Source organism: Sphingopyxis sp. RIFCSPHIGHO2_12_FULL_65_19, from assembly GCF_001830555.1.
Taxonomy (GTDB): domain Bacteria; phylum Pseudomonadota; class Alphaproteobacteria; order Sphingomonadales; family Sphingomonadaceae; genus Sphingopyxis.
This window is the reverse complement of sequence record NZ_MIAM01000049.1, coordinates 111,925-131,552: the sequence shown is the minus strand read 5'-3', so window position 1 is coordinate 131,552 and position 19,628 is coordinate 111,925. Positions and strand designations below refer to the sequence as shown.

Sequence of the window (19,628 nt, the reverse complement as noted above, 5' to 3'; positions counted from 1 at the left end):
TCGGCGAAGGCAGCCCATTTCTTGTCGATCGAGCCGACGTCGTCGAGCCAGTTTTCTTCCAGCTCGCGCCCGACATAATTGTCGAGGAACGACTTGCGCGGCACCTTGTGACGCTCGGCAAGGCGCAGCATCTGGCCGCCGAGCGCGGTCAGGCGGCGATTATAGCTGTAAAGCTGGTCGACGAGATATTCGATCTTGGTGCCGTGGAACTGCACGCTTTCGACCTGCGCGGTCAGCTCCTCGCGCAGCTTGTGATATTTCTTTTCCGACGCCGCGGGAAATTCCTCGCCGCCCGAAAGCGATTCAAGCCGCGCTTCCTGAAGCTTGGAAAAGGCCTTGAAGCTTTTGGTGATGTTGGCGAATTTTTCGAGCGCGTCGGGCTTCAGCAACTCTTCCATCGCGGCGAGGCTGAGCGTGTTGTCTTCTTCGTCTTCCTCGAAGCTCTCACGCTTGCCCGACGATCCTTCGCCGTCCTCGTCGTCGCCGTCGGCGGCGGGTTCTTCCTCGACCTCATCTTCGTCCTTGAACGAGACGCCGGCGGTCTTTTCGCTGATTTCGCCGTCGTCCTCGGCACCCTCCTCGTCGAGGTTTTCGGGTGCCGGGTCCTTCGACAGCATCGCTTCCAGATCGACGATCTCGCGCAGCTGCATGTCGCCATTGTTCAGCGCAGTCGACCAGTCGATGATCGCGTTGAAGGTCAGCGGGCTTTCGCAAAGGCCCAGGATCATCGTGTCGCGACCCGCCTCGATGCGCTTGGCGATTGCGATTTCGCCTTCACGGCTGAGCAGTTCGACCGCGCCCATTTCGCGCAGATACATGCGAACGGGATCGTCGGTGCGATCGACCGTTTCCTTTTTCTTTTCGATCGCGGGGTTCGACACCGAACCCGTACCGGCGCTGACGTCGACTTCGTCGTCGGTTTCCTGATCGGCTTCTTCCTGCACATCCTCGTCGCTTTCGACGATGTTGATGCCCATGTCGGAAATGGCCGACATGATGTCCTCGATCTGCTCCGACGACATCTCATCCTGCGGCAGCGCCGCATTCAGTTCGTCATAGGTCAGGTAACCACGCTTCTTGCCGCGCGCGATCAGCTTTTTGACATCGGCCTCGTTCAGGTCGATCAGCGGAGCGTCGGTGTCGGTTTCGGCGGCGGTGCTTTTGGTAGCCATTCTTGTTCCTTGCCTTGGGGCAATAAGTGGTTTCGGTTCTAGACGCTGCCTTCGCGCAGCGCCTGAAGCCGGTGCATCAGGTCTTCATCCATCGCTCGCAGCCGTTGCTGCTCGGCGATGGACTGTTCATCGAGTCTGGCTCTTGCGATCTCGTCGGCGTGCAAACGACGCATTTTCAGCTCCGCCTGCGTATTTACGAGAGAGATAAACTCGGAAAGCTCCCTCTGCGCCCGATTATGATCGATAGCCTCATTCTTTTTCGGCGAGCGATTGAATGAGAAGTGCATTCCATCGGCTCGGAGCAATGTCGTCGCCCTATTATACACTTTCATTGGCTCCAATATGGCAAGCAAGCCCTCGCAATCAAGCCCTTCTTGCCGCAGGCCGATGTCAAGCATCGCATCGAGCAGTTCCGCATCCTGCGGGTCACCGATCGCAAGCCTTGCCAACTCCTCGTCATGGCGTCGAATAATGCCCGGATAGCGGAGCAGGCCGCCGATCAGGGCGGCGATCAATGGCGCCGCAATTCCGGCCTGTCCGATGGAACGCGTCTCATCCGCCGGAGGTTGCAGCCGCGGATCGGGGACAAAGCGCCGGTTGCCGCCATAGGATCCGCCGCGCGGCGGGTTCGGCGTCCACGGCTGGCGCTGCGGCCGCTCCGGGCGTTGCCGGGCGAACAGGGCATCGAGCCGCTCGCGGAATGCTTCGCGATAATGGTGGCGGACGTCGGCATCCTCGATCGCATCGGCGTGTGCGAGCAGCCGCGTCTTGAGCGCTGCCCGTTCCTCCGGGGTCGCGAGCGGACCGGCGCTGACCTCATGCGCCCACAGCCGTTCGACCAGCGGCTGCGTGTCTTCAAGGATCGCATTGAACCCTTCGGCCCCCCTGGCGCGAACGATGTCGTCGGGGTCCTGCCCCGCCGGCAGCGTCGCAAAGGCAAGGCTGAAACCGGGACGGAGCAGGGGGAGCGCGCGCATCGCGGCGCGCATCGCCGCTTTCTGTCCCGCCGCATCGCCATCGAAGCAGAGGATCGGCACCGGCACCATCCGCCAGATCAGCCCCAGCTGCGCCTCGGTCAGCGCGGTGCCGAGCGGCGCGACCGCGTCGGCGATCCCTGCCTCGGCGAGCGCGATGACGTCCATATAGCCTTCGACGACGATGATCCGGTTCGTCTGCCGCGACGCAGGGCTGGCTTTGTCGAGATTGTAGAGAACGCGCCCCTTGTCGAACAAAGGCGTGTCGGGCGAGTTCAGATATTTGGGCTCGCCGTCGCCCAAGATGCGCCCGCCGAAGGCGATCACGCGCCCGCGCGCGTCGCGGATCGGGATCATCAGGCGGCCGCGGAAGCGGTCGTACGGTTCCTTGTCATCGACCGCGATCAGCATCCCCGATTCGACGAGCATCGCGGTGGGGAATTTCTTGAGCGCTTCCTTCAATGCGCTGCGGCTGTCGGGCGCGAGGCCGAAACCGAACGTCTTGCGCGTCGCCTCCGAAATCCCGCGCTTGGCGAGATATTCGCGCGCCGGGGCGCCGTTGCTGCTGCCGAGCTGCTGGGTGAACCAGTCGGCCGCGCCCTGTACGACATCGCGCAGGCTCGCCGCCTCCTCGGCCTTTTTCGCGGCGCGCGGGTCGGCGGCGGGGACGTCCATGCCGGCCTCGGCGGCGAGTTCCTTCACCGCGTCCATGAACGACAGCCCGCGCTGGTCGGTCATCCAGCGGATCGCATCGCCATGCGCGCTGCACCCGAAGCAGTGGTAGAAGCCCTTTTCGTCGTTGATCGTGAAGCTGGGCGTCTTTTCGTTATGGAAGGGGCAGCAGGCTTTATACTCGCGCCCGGCGCGCGTGACCTTCACGGTGCGGCCGATGAGGGTCGACAGCGTGACGCGCGCGCGCAGTTCGTCCAGCCATTGCGGGGTGAGGGTCACTTAACTCCCCTCCCGCTTGCGGGAGGGGTCGGGGGAGGGCATGTCCGCAAGCACACGCTCGATCTCGCTCACGACGCCCTCGATCCGTTCCACCACATCATTGTTCCAGAACCGGATCACCCGATATCCCTGTGCTTCCAGAAAGGCTGTGCGCGATTGGTCTTTTTCTACATCAACCGCGTGTTGCCCGCCATCGACTTCGATCACTAGCTTGGCCGTGCGGGAAACGAAATCGCAGATGAATGGCCCGATAGGGAACTGGCGATTGAAGCGCACGCCTGCAAGCTTGCGGGCGCTGATTTGGATCCAGAGTTTCCGTTCCGCCTCGGTCGCGTTGTTGCGGAGTTCGCGAGAGCGCCCGGTGGGTCGTTTGTAGCCCTTATCCAACAGGCCCTCCCCCGACCCCTCCCGCAAGCGGGAGGGGAGAATATGCGTTAGCGGCCCAATCAATCCCCCTCCCATTTATGGGAAGGGCTAGGGGAGGGCATGCCTCCTTAGGACAAAGCCCCCTTCACCCATCCGCTTGCCTTGCTCATGTCGAGCTGGCTGCCAAGCCGGTCCTTCACCGCGGCCATCACCTTGCCCATGTCTTTCAGGCTCTCTGCGCCCAGCTCGACGACGATCGCCTTGATCGCGGCCGTCGCTTCTTCATCGGAAAGCTGCGCGGGCAGGAAATCCTCGATCACGGCGACTTCGGCCGCCTCGATGTCCGCCAGTTCCTGGCGATTGCCCTGTTCGTACATGGCGATCGATTCGCGGCGCTGCTTGACCATTTTCTGCAAGACGTCGGTGACCAGCACATCGTCGTCGGCCGGCGCGGTGCCGGTGCGGAGTTCAATGTCCTTGTCCTTGATCTTTGCCAGCATCAGCCGGATGGTGCCCAGACGCGCCTTGTCGCCGGCTTTCATCGCGGCAACCTGCGCAGCCTTGATGTCGTCACGAATCATGCGTGTCCCCATGGCTCTCAAATTTCGGAAAGACCCTCTCTAGCGGGAAGATTCATAATCCGATAGCTTGTGAATCACTTTTTTGCCGCCTACTTGGTCGGCCGTTTAGCCCCCCGTCCGGAGCATGTTGAATGGCACCTGCCAACCCCTCTGCCGCGCCTGCGGTCCAGCCCTCGGGCGCCACCGGCGTCCTCGTCCTTGCCGATGGCACGATCCTGTGGGGCGTCGGTTATGGCGCGGCCGGTGCAGGTGTGGGCGAGATTTGTTTCAACACCGCGATGACCGGCTATCAGGAAATCCTGACCGACCCGTCTTATGCGGGGCAGATCATCACCTTTACCTTTCCGCATATCGGCAACGTCGGCGCCAATCCCGAAGACATGGAGCGCGACAAGCGTGCGGCGATCGGGTGCATCACCCGCGAGCTTCCGACGCTGCCCAGCAATTTTCGCAGTGTCCAGACGCTGCCCGAATGGATGGCGGCGCAGGGGCTGATCGGCCTCGCCGGTATCGACACGCGCGCGCTGACGCGGCGCATCCGGGATGGGGGCGCGCCGACCGGCGTGGTCGCGCATCATCCCGAAGGCAAGTTCGACATCGACAAGCTGTTGATGCTGGCACAGGGCTGGCCGGGACTGGAGGGCATGGACCTCGCCAAGACGGTGACGCGCGAGCGGCAGGGTGAATGGGATGCGGGGGTTTGGGCGCTCGGTAAGGGCTATGCCAATTCCCCCCTCCCGCTTGCGGGAGGGGTCGAGGGTGGGCCGAATTCCGAACCGACGCTTGCCGAAATGCCCACCCCTAACCCCTCCCGCGAGCGGGAGGGAGACAAGAAACCCCACGTCGTCGCGGTCGATTATGGCGCGAAGGACAATATCTTCCGCAATTTGGTCAAGGCCGGCGCGCGCGTCACCGTGGTGCCCGCAAAAACCAGCCTCGAAGAGATTGTCGCGCTGCGCCCCGCGGGGGTGTTCCTGTCGAACGGCCCCGGCGACCCGGCGGCGACGGGCGACTATGCGGTGCCGGTGATCAAGGGGCTGCTCGAACGCAATGTCCCGATCTTCGGCATCTGCCTCGGCCACCAGCTGCTCGCGCTCGCCGCGGGCGCGAAAACGGTCAAGATGCATCAGGGCCACCGCGGCGCGAACCATCCGGTGCAGCGCGTCGGCGGCGATTTCTCCGACGGCGTGGTCGAGATCACCAGCATGAACCACGGCTTCGCGGTCGATGCGGCGACGCTGCCCGCGGGCGTGGTCGAGACGCACAAGAGCCTGTTCGACGGATCGAACTGCGGCATCGCGATCACGGGGAAGAACGCGTTCAGCGTGCAATACCACCCCGAGGCGAGCCCGGGGCCGCAGGACAGCTTCTATCTGTTCGAGACGTTTGTGGGTGGGCTGAAGTGAAACGTCGCGTCGCGTCGGTAGTCGTTCCCTTACTCGCGCTGACGGGCTGTGCGGCGACGCCCGCGAACGTCCAAACCGAAAAATTGAAGTTGGCTTTGTCTGAGGTTGAAAAGCTGTGTGGCGCAACTCCAGGCACGCTCAAGTTGGAAGGCGACGACCAGGTAACGATGGACCCGCCATCACCCGATGCGAAATATGAAACCCTCGATTGTGTTTTCCGCGAACTGAAGAAGCCCCAATTCGCGAACCACATCAAACTCGGCTTCGTCGGCAACGAAGCATACGTAGCAGAAGAACAAAAATAATGCCCAAAAGAACCGACATCCAATCCATCCTCGTCATCGGCGCCGGCCCGATCGTTATCGGTCAGGCGTGCGAGTTCGACTATATGGGGACACAGACGATCAAGGCTGCCAAGGGTTGATGATGGTGGCGCCCGTTCTTTCCATGTCCGACAGGTTGCGCGTGACGAGCGGCATGCCCGCGGCGATGGCCTGTGCGGCGATGAGCATGTCGAGTTCGGCAATCAACGTCCCGGCTGCGGCAAGCCGGGCCTTGACGTCGGCATACGCTTGGGCGTCGTTGGCGTCGAAGTTGAGGGTTCGTTCCTCCAGCCGGAACGTAAGGTCATCAAACCAGGTAACGAGCCGCTCGCGCCGCGCCGTATCGGTCAGTCGCGCAATGCCATATCGCACTTCACCAAGAACAAGGGCTGACAGCCAAGCATCTTCGAAATGGTGCGATATGAAATCATTGACGCTCTGGTCCGGACGGGCTTTGGACAATTCGCTCCAGACGTTGGTGTCAATCAGCACCGAAGACATCCCGATGCGGGTCAACGGTTCGCTCGGGCAATTCGAGTTCGGCGCCGTTCGCGACCTTGACCAGATGCTCGACAAACTCCCGTCCGCTCATCGCCCGAATGCGCGCGGCACGTTCGTCTTGCGCACCGGCATAGGTACGCTCCAGCAGCGCGCGCAGTTCAGCCTCCAGCGATCGGCCATTCGCCGCCGCGGCCAGTCTGGCGTTGTGTTTGACCGTGTCGTCGAGGTTCCGGATCGTCACCGCACCCATCACCGTTCTCCCGTGATTGCAATGCAATCAATGTATGCAATGATAGCGAAGTAGGCAATGCCCAAAAGAACCGACATAAAATCCATCCTCGTCATCGGCGCCGGCCCGATCGTTATCGGTCAGGCGTGCGAGTTTGATTATTCGGGGACGCAGGCGATCAAGGCGTTGAAGGAGGAGGGCTATCGCATCGTCCTCGTCAACTCCAACCCGGCGACGATCATGACCGATCCCGACCTCGCCGACGCGACGTATGTGGAACCGATCACGCCCGAGATCGTCGCGAAGATCATCGCGAAGGAGCGCCCCGATGCGGTGCTGCCGACGATGGGCGGACAGACCGCGCTCAACACCGCGCTGGCGCTGTTCAACGACGGCACGCTGACCAAATATGGCGTCGAGATGATCGGCGCCGATGCCGAGGCGATCGACAAGGCCGAGGACCGGATCAAGTTCCGCGACGCAATGGACAAGATCGGGCTGGAAAGCGCGCGCTCGGGCATCGCGCACACGCTCGACGAGGCGTTCGCGGTGCTCGAACGCACCGGCCTGCCGTCGATCATCCGCCCCAGTTTCACCATGGGCGGCACCGGCGGCGGCATCGCGTACAACCGCGAGGAGTTCGAGCAGATCGTCCGCGGCGGCCTGATCGCTTCGCCGACCACCGAAGTCCTGATCGAGGAATCGCTCCTCGGCTGGAAAGAATATGAGATGGAGGTGGTCCGCGACCGCAAGGACAATTGCATCATCATCTGCTCGATCGAAAATGTCGATCCGATGGGCGTCCACACCGGCGACAGCATCACCGTCGCGCCGGCGCTGACGCTGACCGACAAGGAATATCAGATCATGCGCAACGCGAGCATCGCGGTGCTGCGTGAGATCGGGGTCGAAACGGGCGGATCGAACGTCCAGTTCGCGGTCAATCCCGCCGACGGCCGCCTGATCGTGATCGAGATGAACCCGCGCGTGTCGCGCTCGTCGGCGCTCGCGTCGAAGGCGACGGGCTTCCCGATCGCCAAGGTCGCGGCGAAGCTGGCGGTCGGTTACACGCTCGACGAGATTATGAACGACATCACCGGGGTCACCCCGGCGTCGTTCGAGCCGACCATCGATTATATCGTGACCAAGATCCCGCGCTTCGCCTTCGAGAAGTTCAAGGGCGCCGAGGCGACGCTGTCGACCGCGATGAAATCGGTCGGCGAAGTGATGGCGATCGGCCGCACGATCCATGAATCGATGCAAAAGGCGCTGCGCGGGCTGGAGACGGGGCTTTCGGGTTTCAACTTCGTCGAGCGGCTGAAGGGCGCGAGCCATGACCAGCTGCGCAGCGAGCTGGCGCAGCGCACCCCCGACCGGCTGCTCAACGCCGCGCAGGCGATCCGCGAAGGGCTGCCCTTGTCGGAGATCAACCGCGTCGCGGGTTACGACATGTGGTTCCTCGAACGCATCGCCGAGATCGTCGAGGCCGAGCAGGACGTGTGCAAGAACGGCCTGCCGCGTGACGCCGAAGGGCTGCGCAAGCTCAAAGCCATGGGCTTTTCGGACAAAAGGCTGGCCTATCTGGCGCTCCAGTCCGCGAACCTTCAGCCCGGAACGCGCCGTGCGACCGCGCGCGGCAGCGGGCTGATCCATGAGGCCGTAAAGGCAATGACCGGCGGCGTGACCGAGGCCGAAGTGCGCGCGCTGCGCCACAAGCTGGGCGTGCGGCCCGTCTTCAAGACGATCGACACCTGCGCCGCCGAATTTGCGGCCAAGACGCCCTATCTTTATTCGACCTATGAGGCCCCGACCTTTGGCGAGCCTGAAAATGAGGCGAACCCCAGCGAGCGCAAGAAAGTCGTCATCCTTGGCGGCGGACCGAACCGGATCGGGCAGGGGATCGAGTTCGATTATTGCTGCTGTCACGCCTGCTTCGCATTGGAAGAGGCCGGCTATGAAACGATCATGGTCAACTGTAACCCGGAAACGGTGTCGACCGATTATGACACGTCGGATCGCCTCTATTTCGAGCCGCTGACCGCCGAGGATGTGCTGGAAATCCTGCATGTCGAAATGTCGAAGGGCGAACTGGTCGGCGTGATTGTGCAATTCGGCGGGCAGACGCCACTGAAACTGGCACAGGCCTTGTCCGACGCGGGCATCCCGATCCTCGGCACCTCGCCCGACGCGATCGACCTGGCCGAAGACCGCGAGCGGTTCGCGGCGCTGGTCAATAAACTGGGCCTGAAACAACCCGAAAACGGCATCGCGCGCAGCCGCGAGGAGGCCGTCGCGGTCGCGGCGCGCATCGGTTATCCGGTGCTGACGCGCCCCTCCTATGTGCTCGGCGGCCGGGCGATGGAGATCGTCGACGACCAGGCGCAGCTCGAAAATTATATCGAGACCGCGGTCCAGGTGTCGGGGGACAGCCCGGTGTTGATCGACCGTTATTTGCGTGATGCGATCGAGGTCGATGTCGACGCTTTGTGCGACGGTGTCGACGTGGTCGTCGCGGGCGTGCTCCAGCATATCGAGGAAGCCGGGGTCCATTCGGGCGACAGCGCCTGTTCGATCCCGCCCTACAGCTTGTCGGCCGAGATTGTTGCCGAAATCGAGCGGCAGACCGAGGCGCTGGCGCGCGCGCTGGATGTCCGCGGGCTGATGAACATCCAGTTCGCCGTGAAGGGCGACGAGGTTTACCTGATCGAGGTCAACCCGCGCGCCAGCCGCACGGTGCCCTTCGTCGCCAAGGCGGTGGGTTCGCCGATCGCCAAGATCGCGGCGCGCGTGATGGCGGGCGAGAAGCTGGCCGATCTGCCAAAGATCAACCGAGACATCGCGCATGTCGCGGTCAAGGAAGCGGTGTTCCCCTTTGCGCGCTTCCCCGGCACCGACCCGGTGCTAAGCCCCGAAATGAAGTCCACCGGCGAAGTCATGGGAATCGATCGCAATTTCAACCTCGCTTTCGCGAAGGCGCAGCTTGGCGCGGGCGACCGCCTGCCCACCGATGGCCGCGTGTTCGTGTCGGTCAAGGACAGCGACAAGCCGCGCATCATCGGCGCGGTGCGCCAGTTGACGGCATGGGGTTGGAAGGTCATCGCGACCGGCGGCACCGCCGACTATCTGGCGGAGCAGGGCATCGAGGTCGAGCGCGTCAACAAGGTTGCCGAAGGCCGCCCGCATATCGTCGACCGGATCAAGGATGGCGATGTGCAGCTGATCTTCAACACGACCGAAGGTTGGCAGTCGTTGCAGGATTCGCAGTCGATCCGCGCCTCGGCGCTCGCCGCCGATATCGCCTATTACACGACCGCCGCGGCAAGCGATGCGGCGACGCAGGCGATCGGGGCGCTGCGCGCGCACAGTCTTGAAGTAAAGCCGCTTCAGGACTATTATTGAAGGACCGCTCCACCTCCCGACATTGATGGACACAGCGGCTCAGCCGCCCGGCGCTAAACCGCCGAGGCAGGATTATTGACGAAGGACAACAGGATAATGGCAAGCGTTGAAAAGGTGCCGATGCTGGCAGAAGGCTATGAGAAGCTGAGCACGCAGCTCTCGGCACTCAAAGCCGAGCGACCGCTGATCGTCGATGCGATCGAGGAAGCGCGGGCCCACGGCGACCTTTCGGAAAATGCCGAATATCACGCGGCGAAGGAACGCCAGGGCCAGGTCGAAGCGACGATCGGTGACCTGGAAGACAAATTGTCGCGCGCGCAGGTCATCGACCCGACGACGCTGTCGGGCGACCGCATCGTGTTCGGCGCGACCGTCACCCTCGCCGACGAGGACGACAAGCCGGTAAAGTATCAGATCGTCGGGCAGGCCGAAGCCGACGCGAAGGATGGCAAGATCAGCTATAATTCGCCGCTCGGTCGCGCGCTGATCGGGCGCCGCGTCGATGACGAGATCGAAGTCACCGTCCCGGCGGGCGACAAATATTATTTGGTGACGAAGATCGAATTCATCTGACGGGCGGGCGGACGGCGATGAAACCGCAGGACGCGCCTCTGGTCACGGGCTATGCGCTCGCCTGCGTCATCATTTTTGTCCTGTTGTCGATCACCGGGTTCCAGATCGACGCGATCGTGCGCGGGGGCTTTATCCCCGCGCGCCTGGGGACCGACCTGATCCTGCCGCCGGGGGCGATGGTGCCTTTTGCACTGACGCCGCTGTCGTCGGCATTGCTGCACGGCGGGGTGCTTCACATCGTCTTCAACGTCCTGGTGCTGCTGTTCATCGGTCGCCAGCTCGAAGCGCCGCTGGGATCGAAGGCGATGGCGGTGCTGCTCGTCGCTGGCGCCTATGGCGGTGCACTGGCGCAATATCTTGCCGACCCGGCCTCGGCGGTGCCGATGATCGGCGCGAGCGGGGCGATTTCGGCATTGATCGCGGTTTTCGCCTTGATCTTCAGCCGGTCGCGGGCTGCCGCAATCGGACCGATCCCCGGCCACTGGGTGCGGGCGCTGTGGCTCGCCGCGGCGTGGATCGGCCTCCAGCTCCTGATCGGCTTTGCGGGCGGCGGCGGGTTCGGCGCGGTCGCCATCTGGGCACATGTCGGCGGCTTCCTTGCCGGCCTGTTCCTCGCGCGGCCGCTACTCCGCTGGCGCTTCGGCGCGCGCTAGGGCCATGTCGCCGTCGCAAAGGGGCGCGCCGGGATAAGTTGTTTCTTACTTTCTTCATCCCGGACTTGATACGGGATGACGATGAAGGAAAGACCGGTAAGCGACCGAACCAAACTATTCCTTCAACAACCCACCCGCCAGCAGCATCGCCACCCGCACGTCGATTCCGCACCCCTCGGCACGCTTCGCCGCGACGAAATCGGCGATAGCGGCGAGCGGCACGCGGTGAACGGTGATATCTTCGCCGTCGACCCCGCCGCCGTTGCCGACCTTGGTCAATCCGGTCGCCATCAACAGGGTGAAGCTTTCGCTGACCATTCCCGGCGAGCTGTAGAATTCGCCGACGGTGCGCCAGTGCTGGGCGCGATAGCCGGTTTCTTCCTCCAATTCGCGCTGCGCCGCGACTTCGGAGGCTTCGCCTGCGGTATCGTCGCCGACCAGCCCGGCGGGCAGTTCGAGACAATGGACCTTCAACGGCACGCGATATTGTTCGACGAGGATGATGTGGCGGCCATCGGGCGCATCGTCGATGGCGAGGATAACGGCGGCGTGGATGCCGCGCGAGCGCGAGACATATTCCCACGTCCCCTGCTGCTTGACTGTGATAAAGCGGCCCTCCCACCGCGTCTCGATGGGGGTGTCGGGGGCAGGGCGGGGCACGGCATGTCCTTTCAAATCCGTTCGCCCCGAACTTGTCGAAGGGCCGTTCTTTCTTTGGACGTTAGAACGAAAAACGGGGCTTCGACAAGCTCAGCGCAAACCGAAAAAGGGAACGCTATAATTCGATCAGGCGGTCGGGGAGTTCGTTCGGGTTCTCGCTGCCTCGCGGGAAATGCTCCGCCAGCACGACGCCCATCTGGCGCACCGCCTCGGCCATTCCGGCGCCGGGCTGCCCGGCGCGCACCCGCGCGATCAGCGCCGCCATCGCGTCACCCCACACCTCCGCGGACACTTTTGCGGCGATGGCTTCGTCGGCGACGATATCGGCGCGATGTTCCTTGAGGCTGAGGTAAAGCAGCACCCCGGTGCGGCCGGTGGTTTTTCCTTCGGTCCCGACCTTGAACAGGTCGATCGCGCGCGCACGGACGCGCTGCGCCTTGATCGCGCGCGGGGTCAGCGCCATCCGCAGCGGACGCCACAGCAGGATCAGCCAGGTGCCGATCCATTTGAGCACGCCGATCGCGATGACCGTCCCCAGCCATTGATTGGCCGTCAGTTCATGTCCCCAGCCGCCCGTCAGCCGGTCGTACAGGCCGCGATAAAATTCGGGGAACAGCGCGATCACCGACATGGCGAGGAAGGCGATGATGCTCGCCCAGACGAGCGCGACATCGTCATAATCGTTCGATTTCGCCGCGACGACGGTGACGATCTCGCCGCTCGTTGCCGCTTCGGCTGCCGCAACTGCGGCGGTGACCAGATCATGGTCGGCTTCGCTGACGTGACTGACTTTCATGGCCGCATCCCCCTACCAGCCGCCCGAGGCGCCGCCGCCCCCGAACGATCCGCCGCCGCCGGAAAAGCCGCCGAAGCCGCCGCCGCCACCGCCCCACGACGAACCGCCGCCACCCCAGCCGCCCCAATCATCATCGTCGCCGCCCCAGATGACAATCGGTGCGCCCCACGGGCTATGCTTGCGGCGCTTCTTGCCGCGCCGCCCCAGGCTGGTGAGCATCGGCAGGATGAAAAAGAAAAAGACGATGAAGCCGATGAAGAAGAGGCCGCCCCAGTCGCCGTCGTCGGCGCGGTTGCGTTCGGCCTTGTCGGCCGCCGCGGCGCGCGCCGCCGCTTCTTCGGGCGCCAGCTGGATCTGCTGCGCGATCGCATTCACGCCATCCTGAATGCCGCCGGGCATGTCGCCCGCCTTGAATTTCGGGGTCACCACGTCGCGGATGATCCGGCCCGACAAGGCGTCGGTCAGGATCGGTTCGAGGCCATAGCCGACCGAGATATTCATCCGACGCTCGTTCGGCGCGATCAGGAAAACGACGCCGTCGTCCTTTTCCTTGTCACCGATCTGCCATTCGCGGCCCAGCCGATAACCATAGTCGGCGACATCATTGCCTTCGAGGTCGTTGACCGTTGCGACCACGAGCTGGTGGCCGGTCTTTTGCTGTAGATCGAGCAACTGCGCGTTGAGCGCGGCTTCCGCCGGGGCGGGAATGATATCCGCCTGATCGACGACGGGATTGCCGGCGAGCTTCGGAAAGCTCTGCGCCGCTGTCGGAGCCGCCGTCAGCAGCAGTCCCGACAGGACTGCTGCTGCGAACGAACGGAGCAGGGTGGGCGCGCCCACCTTATTGTCCGAAGTCGACCTTCGGCGCCTGGTTGGCGTTGGGGGTGACCGCGCGATAGGGCGTCATCGGCTGCGCGCCATGAACAATCTTGGCGCCGATGATGTCGGGGAAGGTGCGGATCGTCGTGTTATAATCCTGCACCGCGCCATTATAATCCTGGACCGACACGTTGATGCGGTTCTCGGTGCCTTCGAGCTGGGTCATCAGGTCGGCAAAGCGCGCCTGGCTTGCCAGCGTCGGATAGGCTTCGACCGTCGCCATCAAGCGGCCGAGCGCACCCGTCACTTGTCCCTGGGCCTGCTGGAATGCCTGCACCTTTTCCGGGCTGTTGAGATCGTCGGTGCTCAGCTTGATCTGCGTGGCCGACGCGCGCGCCTGCATGACGCCTTCGAGGGTCGATTGCTCGATCTGCGAAGCGCCTTTTGCGGTTTCGACCAGATTGGGGATCAGGTCGGCGCGGCGCTGATATGCCGCTTCGACATTGGCCCATTTGGCCTTGGCCGCCTCTTCCTTGGTGGGAACGCTGTTGATGCCGCAAGCGGACAGGGACAGCGCGGCAACCGGCACAATCATCCATCGGGCTGAACGCAAGGTCATGGTCTTCGGTCTCCCTCCGCGCGGCACGGTGCCGCGCAACTGGTTTAATATAGTAAGACGCTTCGCTCGCCGCAATCATTGACGCCGATAATCGCATCAGGCACGGTCGAACGACAGGCGAAGCGGCCAAAAGGGGTTGGTATATGTTCAAAGATTTCAAGGCATTCCTGAACCAGGGTAATGTGATGGGGCTTGCCGTTGGCGTCATCATCGGTGCGGCGTTCGGGACAATCGTCAAATCGCTGACCGACGATGTGTTGATGCCCTTCATTGGTTTCATCACCGGCGGCGGGGTCGATTTCACCAACAAATATCTGGTGCTGTCGGGCGGCGAGAAGGTGACTCAGGGCATGACGCTGGCCGCAGCAAAGGCAAGCGGAGCAAATGTCATGGCGCTGGGCAGCTTCGTCACCGCGGTGATCAATTTCGTGCTGCTGGCATTCGTCGTATTCCTGCTGGTGCGGCAGGCGAGCAAGTTCATCAAGCCGGCCGAGGAAGCGCCCGCCGGTCCGACCGAGATCGACATCCTCACCGAAATCCGTGACGAACTGAAAAAAAGGCCGTGATCAATCCGCGATGAAATGCACGCCCGCCCTTTTCATCGGCGGGCGGGCCCCCTATATCCAAGGTGCCGGTTTCGATCGGCTATGAGGATAAATGGTGTCGTGGAATAGACACAGCGGACCCGGGGGCAGTACCCGGCGGCTCCACCACAAACCCGCGTTTCTTCGATGGGCGCGCGGGCTTCTGACGGGGCCGAACCAGGATCGACGTGTGTTCAAAGGCGATATTTTCTTCCGGGCTGAGTAACCCGTTCAAGGCTCAAAACTATAAGTGCTAACGATAACGAAGCACTCGCTCTGGCTGCGTAACCGATAAGCCTCACGGCCTAAGGTTATTCAAATAGAACGCGGTTCGGACCGAACCGGGCAACAGAATCGGATACCAGCGGCTGGGGACGAGCCGGGCAACAGAATCGTCCCACCTTATTCCCTGACATTGCTGACCAAAGTCACAGACGCGTCAATGCGCGTTTTCGCAATGGCGATGGTCGCCGAGCGCCTCGATCACCCGGCAATCGGCGGCGACGCCGCCGCGGCATCGCCCGACGATGCGGGTCAGTTCGTCCCGTAGCAGCGTGAGCTGGGCGATCTTTTCTTCAACCTGTTCCAGGTGCCGCGTCGCGATCCGATCCGCCTCGCCACAATCGCGCGCCGGATCGTCGGACAGGTCGAGCAGCGAGCGGATTTCGTCGATCGTGAACCCCAGTTCGCGCGAATGGCGCACAAAGCTCAGCCGCGATCGATGCGCGTCCCCATAGCTGCGATAATTGGCGGCGGTGCGATCGGGCGCGGGAAGCAGGCCGATGCGCTCATAATAGCGGATGGTTTCGATATTGGTCCCGGTCGCCCGTGACAGTTCGCCGATTTTCATCGCTTGACCCTGTAGTTGCTACAGGGTGCATATAGGATGCCGACTCGAAAATGACAGGAGATTTCGGTGATGGCGGATTCATGCTGCGCCGGCAAAAGTGGCAAGACCGCGCTGAACGATCCCAAATGGCGTCGCGTCCTGTGGATCGCATTGATCGTCAACGCCGCGATGTTCGCGGTGGAGATCGTCGCGGGTGTGGCGGCGGATTCGCGCGCGCTGCAAGCCGATGCGCTCGATTTTCTGGGGGACAGCGCCAATTATGCGATCAGCCTGGGCGTCGCGGGCATGGCGCTGGCCTGGCGCGCGCGCGCCGCCCTGTTGAAAGCCGCGACGATGCTGGCCTTTGGCTTGTGGGTTCTGGGATCGGCGGTGTGGGGGTTCCTCGCCGGATCGACCCCCCATGCCGAAACGATGGGGCTGATCGGCGCGCTGGCGCTCGCCGCGAATGTCGCAGTGGCCCTGATGCTTTTTCGCTATCGCGCCGGCGACGCGAACATGCGGTCGGTGTGGATCTGTTCGCGCAACGATGCGATCGGCAATCTCGCGGTGATGGGCGCCGCGCTGGGGGTGTTCGGCACCGGGCAAAGCTGGCCCGACCTGATCGTCGCGGCGATCATGGCGGCGCTGGCGATCTGGGGCAGCATCGAGGTGTTTCGGCAGGCGCGCAGCGAGCTTGCCGCGCGCCCGGCCTGACCCCGTCGCAGCGAAAAGCATCCTGCCGATTGACCCCGCGGACCGCTTCCAATATATGAAACATATATGTTTCGTATGAAAGGGCGATGCGATGGGGATCGTGAATATCGACGATGAACTGCATGACCAGCTGCGCAAGGCGTGCAAGGCGTCGGGCCGTTCGATCAACGCACAGGCGGCGTTCTGGATTCGGATCGGGATGCTGTGTGAGCTGGAACCCGGCCTGACCTTTTACCAGGTGGCGTCGCGCGAATTGCGCGAAGCCGTCGGGTTCGACGATGTGCGCGCGATGACATGACCAAATCGCCGCAGGAAATCGAACTGATGGCGGAGGCCGGGCGCCTGCTCGCCTCGGTCTTCGGCCATCTCGACACGGTCGCGCTTGCCGGACTGTCGACGATGGAGGTGAACGACATGGTCGAAGAACTGATCGTGCGCCGGCTGGCCGCCCGCCCGGCGAGCAAGGGGCAATATGGCTATGCCTATGTGCTCAACTGTTCCCGCAATGACGTCGTCTGTCACGGGGTGCCGTCGGCGACCGACATCCTGGCAGACGGCGACATCGTCAATTTCGACATCACGCTGGAAAAGGGTGGATATATTGCCGATTCCAGCAAGACTTTTCTGATCGGCAATGTCGCGCCGGCCGCGCGGCGGCTGGTCTCGGTCACTTATGACGCCATGTGGAAAGGCATCGCTGCGGTGCGTCCCGGCGCGCGGCTGGGCGACATCGGCCATGCGATCGAGCGCCACGCCAAACGTCATGGCTATTCGATCGTCCGCGAATATTGCGGGCATGGCATCGGGCGTGAGATGCACGAAGAGCCGCAAATCCTGCATTATGGCCGACGCGGAACCGGACTCGTGCTGCGCGAAGCCATGGTGTTCACGATCGAACCGATGCTCAATCAGGGACGGCGATCGGTGCGGACGCTGGCCGACGGCTGGACGGTCGTGACGGCGGATGGGAAATTGTCGGCCCAGTTTGAACACACCGTTGCGGTCACCCGCAACGGCGCGCGCGTGTTGACCTTGCGCGCCGACGAGCGGGCGCATGCGCATTAAATTTCGGGCGTAGCGCGCACATCCGCTGCCCGGCGCGGCGCTGTTTTGCGCGCGGTCGGGGGCGGCGCCCGCAGGCGCCGCCAGCCGGGTCAGTGCCGCGCGAGTTCGTCGCGTCCGACCACCATATAATGGACCTCGTCCGGTCCGTCGGCGAAGCGCAGGTGGCGCACGTCGGCGTATAGTTCGGCGAGCGGCGTCCAGTGCGAAATGCCCGTCGCGCCGTGGATCTGGATCGCCTGGTCGATGATCTGGCACGCGCGTTCGGGGACCATGGCCTTTGCCATGCTGACCCACACCCGCGCCTCGCGATTGCCGAGCAGGTCCATCGCCTTCGCCGCCTTGAGCACGATCAGGCGCATCGCCTCGATCTCGACGCGCGCGCGCGCGATGACCTCCAGATTCTTGCCGAGCTGCGACAGCGGCTTGCCGAAGGCGGTGCGCGAATTGCCGCGCTTGACCATCAGGTCGAGCGCGACCTCGGCCTTGCCGATCGTGCGCATGCAATGGTGGATGCGGCCCGGGCCGAGGCGCATCTGCGAAATCTCGAACCCGCGGCCCTCGCCCAGCAGGATATTGTCCCTCGGCACCCGGACATTGTCGAAGCGCATGTGCATATGCCCTTGCGGCGCATGGTCGGCCCCGAACACCCGCATCGGACCCAAAACCTGCACCCCCGGCGTGTCCATCGGCACCAGTATTTGCGAATGCTGTCCCTTGCGCGACGCTTCGGGGTTGGTCTTGAGCATGCAGATCAGGATCTTGCAGCGCGGATCGCCGGCGCCGCTGATGAAATATTTCTCGCCGTTGATGACCCATTCGTCGCCATGGAGCACCGCGCTGGTTTCCAGATTGCTGGCATCCGACGACGCGACGCCGGGTTCGGTCATCACATAGGCGGAACGGATTTCGCCATTGAGGAGCGGTTTGAGCCAGCGTTCCTTCTGATCGGGGGTGCCGACCATTTCGAGCACTTCCATATTGCCGGTATCGGGCGCCGAGCAGTTCAGCGATTCCGAGGCGAGCGGCGATTTGCCCAGTTCGGCGGCGATATAGGCATAATCGAGGTTGCTGAGCGGGGTGCCCGTGTCGCCGTGCGGCAGGAAGAAATTCCACAGCCCCGCCGCCTTTGCCTTGGTCTTGGCGCCTTCGAGCAATTCGAGCTGTCCGGGCGCCCAGCTCCAGCGATCGGCCCGGTTTTCGCCAAGCCGGAAAAACTCTTCGGTGATCGGATCGACATTGTCGGCGATATGGCGTTTCACCGCGTCGAACAGCGGCTGCGCCTCCTTCGACATGCGAAGGTCGTTGAGTTCGGCCTGAAGTTCGATTTCGGTCATGGCAAGTCTCCAGTGGGATGTCACCGGCAAGGCTAGTCGCGCCACGCTATCAAGGAAAATGATAGGTCCGAATATTCGATATTCGATCTGCGAATAACTACGCCGCCGCCAGTTCGTCGACGATGATCGCGCGCAGCCAGCCGAGACCGGGGTCGGTCTGCGCCGCCTGATGCCAGTAAACAAAGCTGCCGCCCGGTTCGACCGGCAGCGGCAGGTCGACGAGTTGCATCGGCCACATCGCGTCGAGAACCGCGGCGTGCGACCGCGGCAGCGCGAACAGCATGTCGGATGTGGCAACGATCTGCCAGGCGGTGATGGCATGTTGGCATCGCACCGCGACGCGCCGCGTCAGGCCCAGCCGATCGAGCGCCATATCCTCGATCCCCGGACCATGCGGCCGCGCCGTTGCGATGATATGGTCGAGCGCCAGATAGGTGTCGAGGTCGATCGCGCCATCGACACGCGGGTGCCCCTTGCGCGCCACGACGACGAGCGGTTCGGTGCCGAGATAGTGGCGGCAGAGGCGCTCGTCAGCGGGCAGCGCAACGTCGAGCGCCAGGTCGAGATCGCCGTTCGCGAGCATCATCACCAGGTCGCGGCGGCGGAAGGTCACGCTGGCGAGCGCGGCGTTCGGGGCCTCGCTGCGCACCCGCGACACGAGCGACGCAAAGCGCGGCATCTCGCCCGACAGGCGCACGCCGATGCGAAACTCGCGCCCCGTTTCGGCGGGGTCGAAGGAGGTTGCGGCGTCGAGCGCGACGTCGAGCCCGCGCAGCGCCTCGCGCACCGGCGCCGCGAGTGCGCGCGCGACCGACGTGGGGACCAGCCGGTTCCCCTGGCGCACGAACAGCGGGTCGCCGAACACATCGCGGAGCTTGGCGAGCGCGTGGCTGATCGCGGGCTGCGACAGGTTGAGGTGCCGCGCCGCCGCCGACACGCCCCCTTTCACAAAGATCGCGTCGAAAACCCTGAGCAGGTTGAGGTCAAAGCGGGCGAGATGCCGCAAGGCGTTCTCCTGGGGGCGACAGGCAGTGCGATCGCCGTGCATAGCAGCAATGCCGATGAAGGGAAGCGGTGCGG

22 protein-coding genes, 1 other RNA gene and 1 pseudogene are annotated in these 19,628 nt (G+C 63.4%); 11 read left to right on the top strand and 13 right to left on the bottom strand.

Annotated elements, in window-relative coordinates; genetic code table 11:
* The 4 genes from A3E77_RS14025 to A3E77_RS14010 all read right to left on the bottom strand — a co-directional run.
* A partial coding sequence (locus A3E77_RS14025; protein WP_293647001.1) for an RNA polymerase sigma factor region1.1 domain-containing protein occupies window positions 1–1,172 on the bottom strand: 1,172 nt, incomplete at its 3' end.
* Window positions 1,173–1,210: 38 nt separating this feature from the next.
* Complete coding sequence (gene dnaG / locus A3E77_RS14020) at window positions 1,211–3,097, bottom strand: DNA primase (RefSeq protein WP_293646999.1); 1,887 nt, start codon at window positions 3,095–3,097, stop codon at window positions 1,211–1,213.
* Complete coding sequence (locus A3E77_RS14015; protein WP_293646997.1) at window positions 3,098–3,484, bottom strand: endonuclease domain-containing protein; 387 nt, start codon at window positions 3,482–3,484, stop codon at window positions 3,098–3,100.
* A 107-nt stretch (window positions 3,485–3,591) separates the two neighbouring features.
* Complete coding sequence (locus tag A3E77_RS14010) at window positions 3,592–4,044, bottom strand: GatB/YqeY domain-containing protein (protein WP_293646995.1); 453 nt, start codon at window positions 4,042–4,044, stop codon at window positions 3,592–3,594.
* A 131-nt stretch (window positions 4,045–4,175) separates the two neighbouring features.
* Between A3E77_RS14010 and carA the strand changes: the two genes are divergently transcribed.
* The 3 genes and pseudogenes from carA to A3E77_RS19460 all read left to right on the top strand — a co-directional run.
* A complete protein-coding gene (gene carA / locus A3E77_RS14005) occupies window positions 4,176–5,450 on the top strand; it encodes a glutamine-hydrolyzing carbamoyl-phosphate synthase small subunit (protein WP_293646993.1) in 1,275 nt (424 codons plus the stop codon).
* Window positions 5,447–5,755: a hypothetical protein gene (locus tag A3E77_RS14000; protein ID WP_293646991.1), complete on the top strand. Its 309-nt coding sequence runs from the start codon at window positions 5,447–5,449 to the stop codon at window positions 5,753–5,755. Before carA ends, A3E77_RS14000 begins: the two co-directional genes overlap by 4 nt.
* Window positions 5,755–5,868, top strand: a pseudogene (locus tag A3E77_RS19460) (carbamoyl phosphate synthase preATP-grasp domain-containing protein); the annotation flags it as partial. The gene A3E77_RS14000 and the pseudogene A3E77_RS19460, both read left to right, overlap by 1 nt.
* Here A3E77_RS19460 and A3E77_RS13995 read toward each other — a convergent pair.
* Together A3E77_RS13995 and A3E77_RS13990 are read right to left on the bottom strand one after the other, a co-directional pair.
* Window positions 5,855–6,274, bottom strand: coding sequence for a PIN domain-containing protein (locus A3E77_RS13995; RefSeq protein ID WP_458574456.1), 420 nt, complete (start codon window positions 6,272–6,274; stop codon window positions 5,855–5,857). The pseudogene A3E77_RS19460 and the gene A3E77_RS13995 sit on opposite strands and share 14 nt — an antisense overlap.
* Window positions 6,255–6,524: a FitA-like ribbon-helix-helix domain-containing protein gene (locus A3E77_RS13990; RefSeq protein WP_293646987.1), complete on the bottom strand. Its 270-nt coding sequence runs from the start codon at window positions 6,522–6,524 to the stop codon at window positions 6,255–6,257. The genes A3E77_RS13995 and A3E77_RS13990 overlap by 20 nt, the downstream gene beginning before the upstream one ends.
* Before the next feature lie 57 nt (window positions 6,525–6,581).
* Here A3E77_RS13990 and carB point away from each other — a divergent pair, with 57 nt between their 5' ends.
* The 3 genes from carB to A3E77_RS13975 all read left to right on the top strand — a co-directional run bounded on the left by carB (window position 6,582) and on the right by A3E77_RS13975 (window position 11,128).
* The gene (gene carB, locus A3E77_RS13985; protein WP_293646985.1) at window positions 6,582–9,902 is read left to right on the top strand and encodes a carbamoyl-phosphate synthase large subunit; all 3,321 of its coding nucleotides are present in this window, start codon (window positions 6,582–6,584) and stop codon (window positions 9,900–9,902) included.
* 96 nt (window positions 9,903–9,998) lie between these two features.
* Window positions 9,999–10,475 (top strand): transcription elongation factor GreA, encoded by a 477-nt coding sequence (gene greA, locus A3E77_RS13980; protein ID WP_293646983.1) that lies wholly within the window; start codon window positions 9,999–10,001, stop codon window positions 10,473–10,475.
* A 17-nt stretch (window positions 10,476–10,492) separates the two neighbouring features.
* Entirely contained in the window at window positions 10,493–11,128 is a 636-nt protein-coding gene (locus A3E77_RS13975) for a rhomboid family intramembrane serine protease (RefSeq protein WP_293646981.1), read from the top strand.
* A 114-nt stretch (window positions 11,129–11,242) separates the two neighbouring features.
* Here A3E77_RS13975 and A3E77_RS13970 read toward each other — a convergent pair whose 3' ends face one another.
* From A3E77_RS13970 to A3E77_RS13955, 4 genes are all read right to left on the bottom strand, one after another.
* The gene (locus A3E77_RS13970) at window positions 11,243–11,788 is read right to left on the bottom strand and encodes an NUDIX hydrolase (RefSeq protein WP_293646979.1); all 546 of its coding nucleotides are present in this window, start codon (window positions 11,786–11,788) and stop codon (window positions 11,243–11,245) included.
* 115 nt (window positions 11,789–11,903) lie between these two features.
* Window positions 11,904–12,584, bottom strand: coding sequence for a TPM domain-containing protein (locus tag A3E77_RS13965; protein ID WP_293646977.1), 681 nt, complete (start codon window positions 12,582–12,584; stop codon window positions 11,904–11,906).
* Window positions 12,585–12,596: 12 nt separating this feature from the next.
* Entirely contained in the window at window positions 12,597–13,424 is an 828-nt protein-coding gene (locus A3E77_RS13960; protein WP_293646975.1) for a TPM domain-containing protein, read from the bottom strand.
* Window position 13,425: 1 nt separating this feature from the next.
* Window positions 13,426–14,022: a LemA family protein gene (locus A3E77_RS13955; protein ID WP_293646973.1), complete on the bottom strand. Its 597-nt coding sequence runs from the start codon at window positions 14,020–14,022 to the stop codon at window positions 13,426–13,428.
* A gap of 143 nt (window positions 14,023–14,165) precedes the next feature.
* On the opposite strand from A3E77_RS13955, the gene mscL reads away from it, so the two are divergent.
* On the top strand, window positions 14,166–14,588 hold the full coding sequence (mscL, locus tag A3E77_RS13950; protein WP_293646971.1) for a large conductance mechanosensitive channel protein MscL: 423 nt from the start codon (window positions 14,166–14,168) through the stop codon (window positions 14,586–14,588).
* A gap of 25 nt (window positions 14,589–14,613) precedes the next feature.
* Window positions 14,614–14,969, top strand: a transfer-messenger RNA (tmRNA) gene (ssrA, locus tag A3E77_RS13945).
* A gap of 76 nt (window positions 14,970–15,045) precedes the next feature.
* Here ssrA and A3E77_RS13940 read toward each other — a convergent pair.
* Window positions 15,046–15,456 (bottom strand): MerR family transcriptional regulator, encoded by a 411-nt coding sequence (locus A3E77_RS13940; protein ID WP_293646969.1) that lies wholly within the window; start codon window positions 15,454–15,456, stop codon window positions 15,046–15,048.
* 69 nt (window positions 15,457–15,525) lie between these two features.
* On the opposite strand from A3E77_RS13940, the gene A3E77_RS13935 reads away from it, so the two are divergent.
* The 3 genes from A3E77_RS13935 (at window position 15,526) to map (ending at window position 17,214) form a co-directional block, all read left to right on the top strand.
* Window positions 15,526–16,149 carry a cation transporter gene (locus tag A3E77_RS13935; protein ID WP_293646967.1) on the top strand — a complete coding sequence of 208 codons (624 nt, stop codon included), beginning with the start codon at window positions 15,526–15,528 and terminating at the stop codon, window positions 16,147–16,149.
* Window positions 16,150–16,240: 91 nt separating this feature from the next.
* Window positions 16,241–16,447 (top strand): ParD-like family protein, encoded by a 207-nt coding sequence (locus tag A3E77_RS13930; protein WP_293646965.1) that lies wholly within the window; start codon window positions 16,241–16,243, stop codon window positions 16,445–16,447.
* The gene (gene map, locus A3E77_RS13925; protein ID WP_293646963.1) at window positions 16,444–17,214 is read left to right on the top strand and encodes a type I methionyl aminopeptidase; all 771 of its coding nucleotides are present in this window, start codon (window positions 16,444–16,446) and stop codon (window positions 17,212–17,214) included. Before A3E77_RS13930 ends, map begins: the two co-directional genes overlap by 4 nt.
* A gap of 89 nt (window positions 17,215–17,303) precedes the next feature.
* Here map and A3E77_RS13920 read toward each other — a convergent pair whose 3' ends face one another.
* The gene (locus tag A3E77_RS13920) at window positions 17,304–18,548 is read right to left on the bottom strand and encodes an acyl-CoA dehydrogenase family protein (protein ID WP_293646961.1); all 1,245 of its coding nucleotides are present in this window, start codon (window positions 18,546–18,548) and stop codon (window positions 17,304–17,306) included.
* Window positions 18,549–18,645: 97 nt separating this feature from the next.
* Entirely contained in the window at window positions 18,646–19,554 is a 909-nt protein-coding gene (locus A3E77_RS13915; RefSeq protein ID WP_293646959.1) for a LysR family transcriptional regulator, read from the bottom strand.
* Between the last annotated feature and the right edge of the window lie 74 nt (window positions 19,555–19,628).

Coding starts and splice junctions, on each gene's coding strand:
- A3E77_RS14010 (WP_293646995.1), bottom strand. CDS start 4,044: ATGATTCGTGACGACATCAAGGCTGCGCAGGTTGCCGCGATGAAAGCC.
- carA (WP_293646993.1), top strand. CDS start 4,176: ATGGCACCTGCCAACCCCTCTGCCGCGCCTGCGGTCCAGCCCTCGGGC.
- A3E77_RS13995 (WP_458574456.1), bottom strand. CDS start 6,274: ATGTCTTCGGTGCTGATTGACACCAACGTCTGGAGCGAATTGTCCAAA.
- A3E77_RS13990 (WP_293646987.1), bottom strand. CDS start 6,524: ATGGGTGCGGTGACGATCCGGAACCTCGACGACACGGTCAAACACAAC.
- carB (WP_293646985.1), top strand. CDS start 6,582: ATGCCCAAAAGAACCGACATAAAATCCATCCTCGTCATCGGCGCCGGC.
- greA (WP_293646983.1), top strand. CDS start 9,999: ATGGCAAGCGTTGAAAAGGTGCCGATGCTGGCAGAAGGCTATGAGAAG.
- A3E77_RS13975 (WP_293646981.1), top strand. CDS start 10,493: ATGAAACCGCAGGACGCGCCTCTGGTCACGGGCTATGCGCTCGCCTGC.
- A3E77_RS13965 (WP_293646977.1), bottom strand. CDS start 12,584: ATGAAAGTCAGTCACGTCAGCGAAGCCGACCATGATCTGGTCACCGCC.
- A3E77_RS13955 (WP_293646973.1), bottom strand. CDS start 14,022: ATGACCTTGCGTTCAGCCCGATGGATGATTGTGCCGGTTGCCGCGCTG.
- mscL (WP_293646971.1), top strand. CDS start 14,166: ATGTTCAAAGATTTCAAGGCATTCCTGAACCAGGGTAATGTGATGGGG.
- A3E77_RS13940 (WP_293646969.1), bottom strand. CDS start 15,456: ATGAAAATCGGCGAACTGTCACGGGCGACCGGGACCAATATCGAAACC.
- A3E77_RS13935 (WP_293646967.1), top strand. CDS start 15,526: ATGGCGGATTCATGCTGCGCCGGCAAAAGTGGCAAGACCGCGCTGAAC.
- A3E77_RS13930 (WP_293646965.1), top strand. CDS start 16,241: ATGGGGATCGTGAATATCGACGATGAACTGCATGACCAGCTGCGCAAG.
- map (WP_293646963.1), top strand. CDS start 16,444: ATGACCAAATCGCCGCAGGAAATCGAACTGATGGCGGAGGCCGGGCGC.
- A3E77_RS13920 (WP_293646961.1), bottom strand. CDS start 18,548: ATGACCGAAATCGAACTTCAGGCCGAACTCAACGACCTTCGCATGTCG.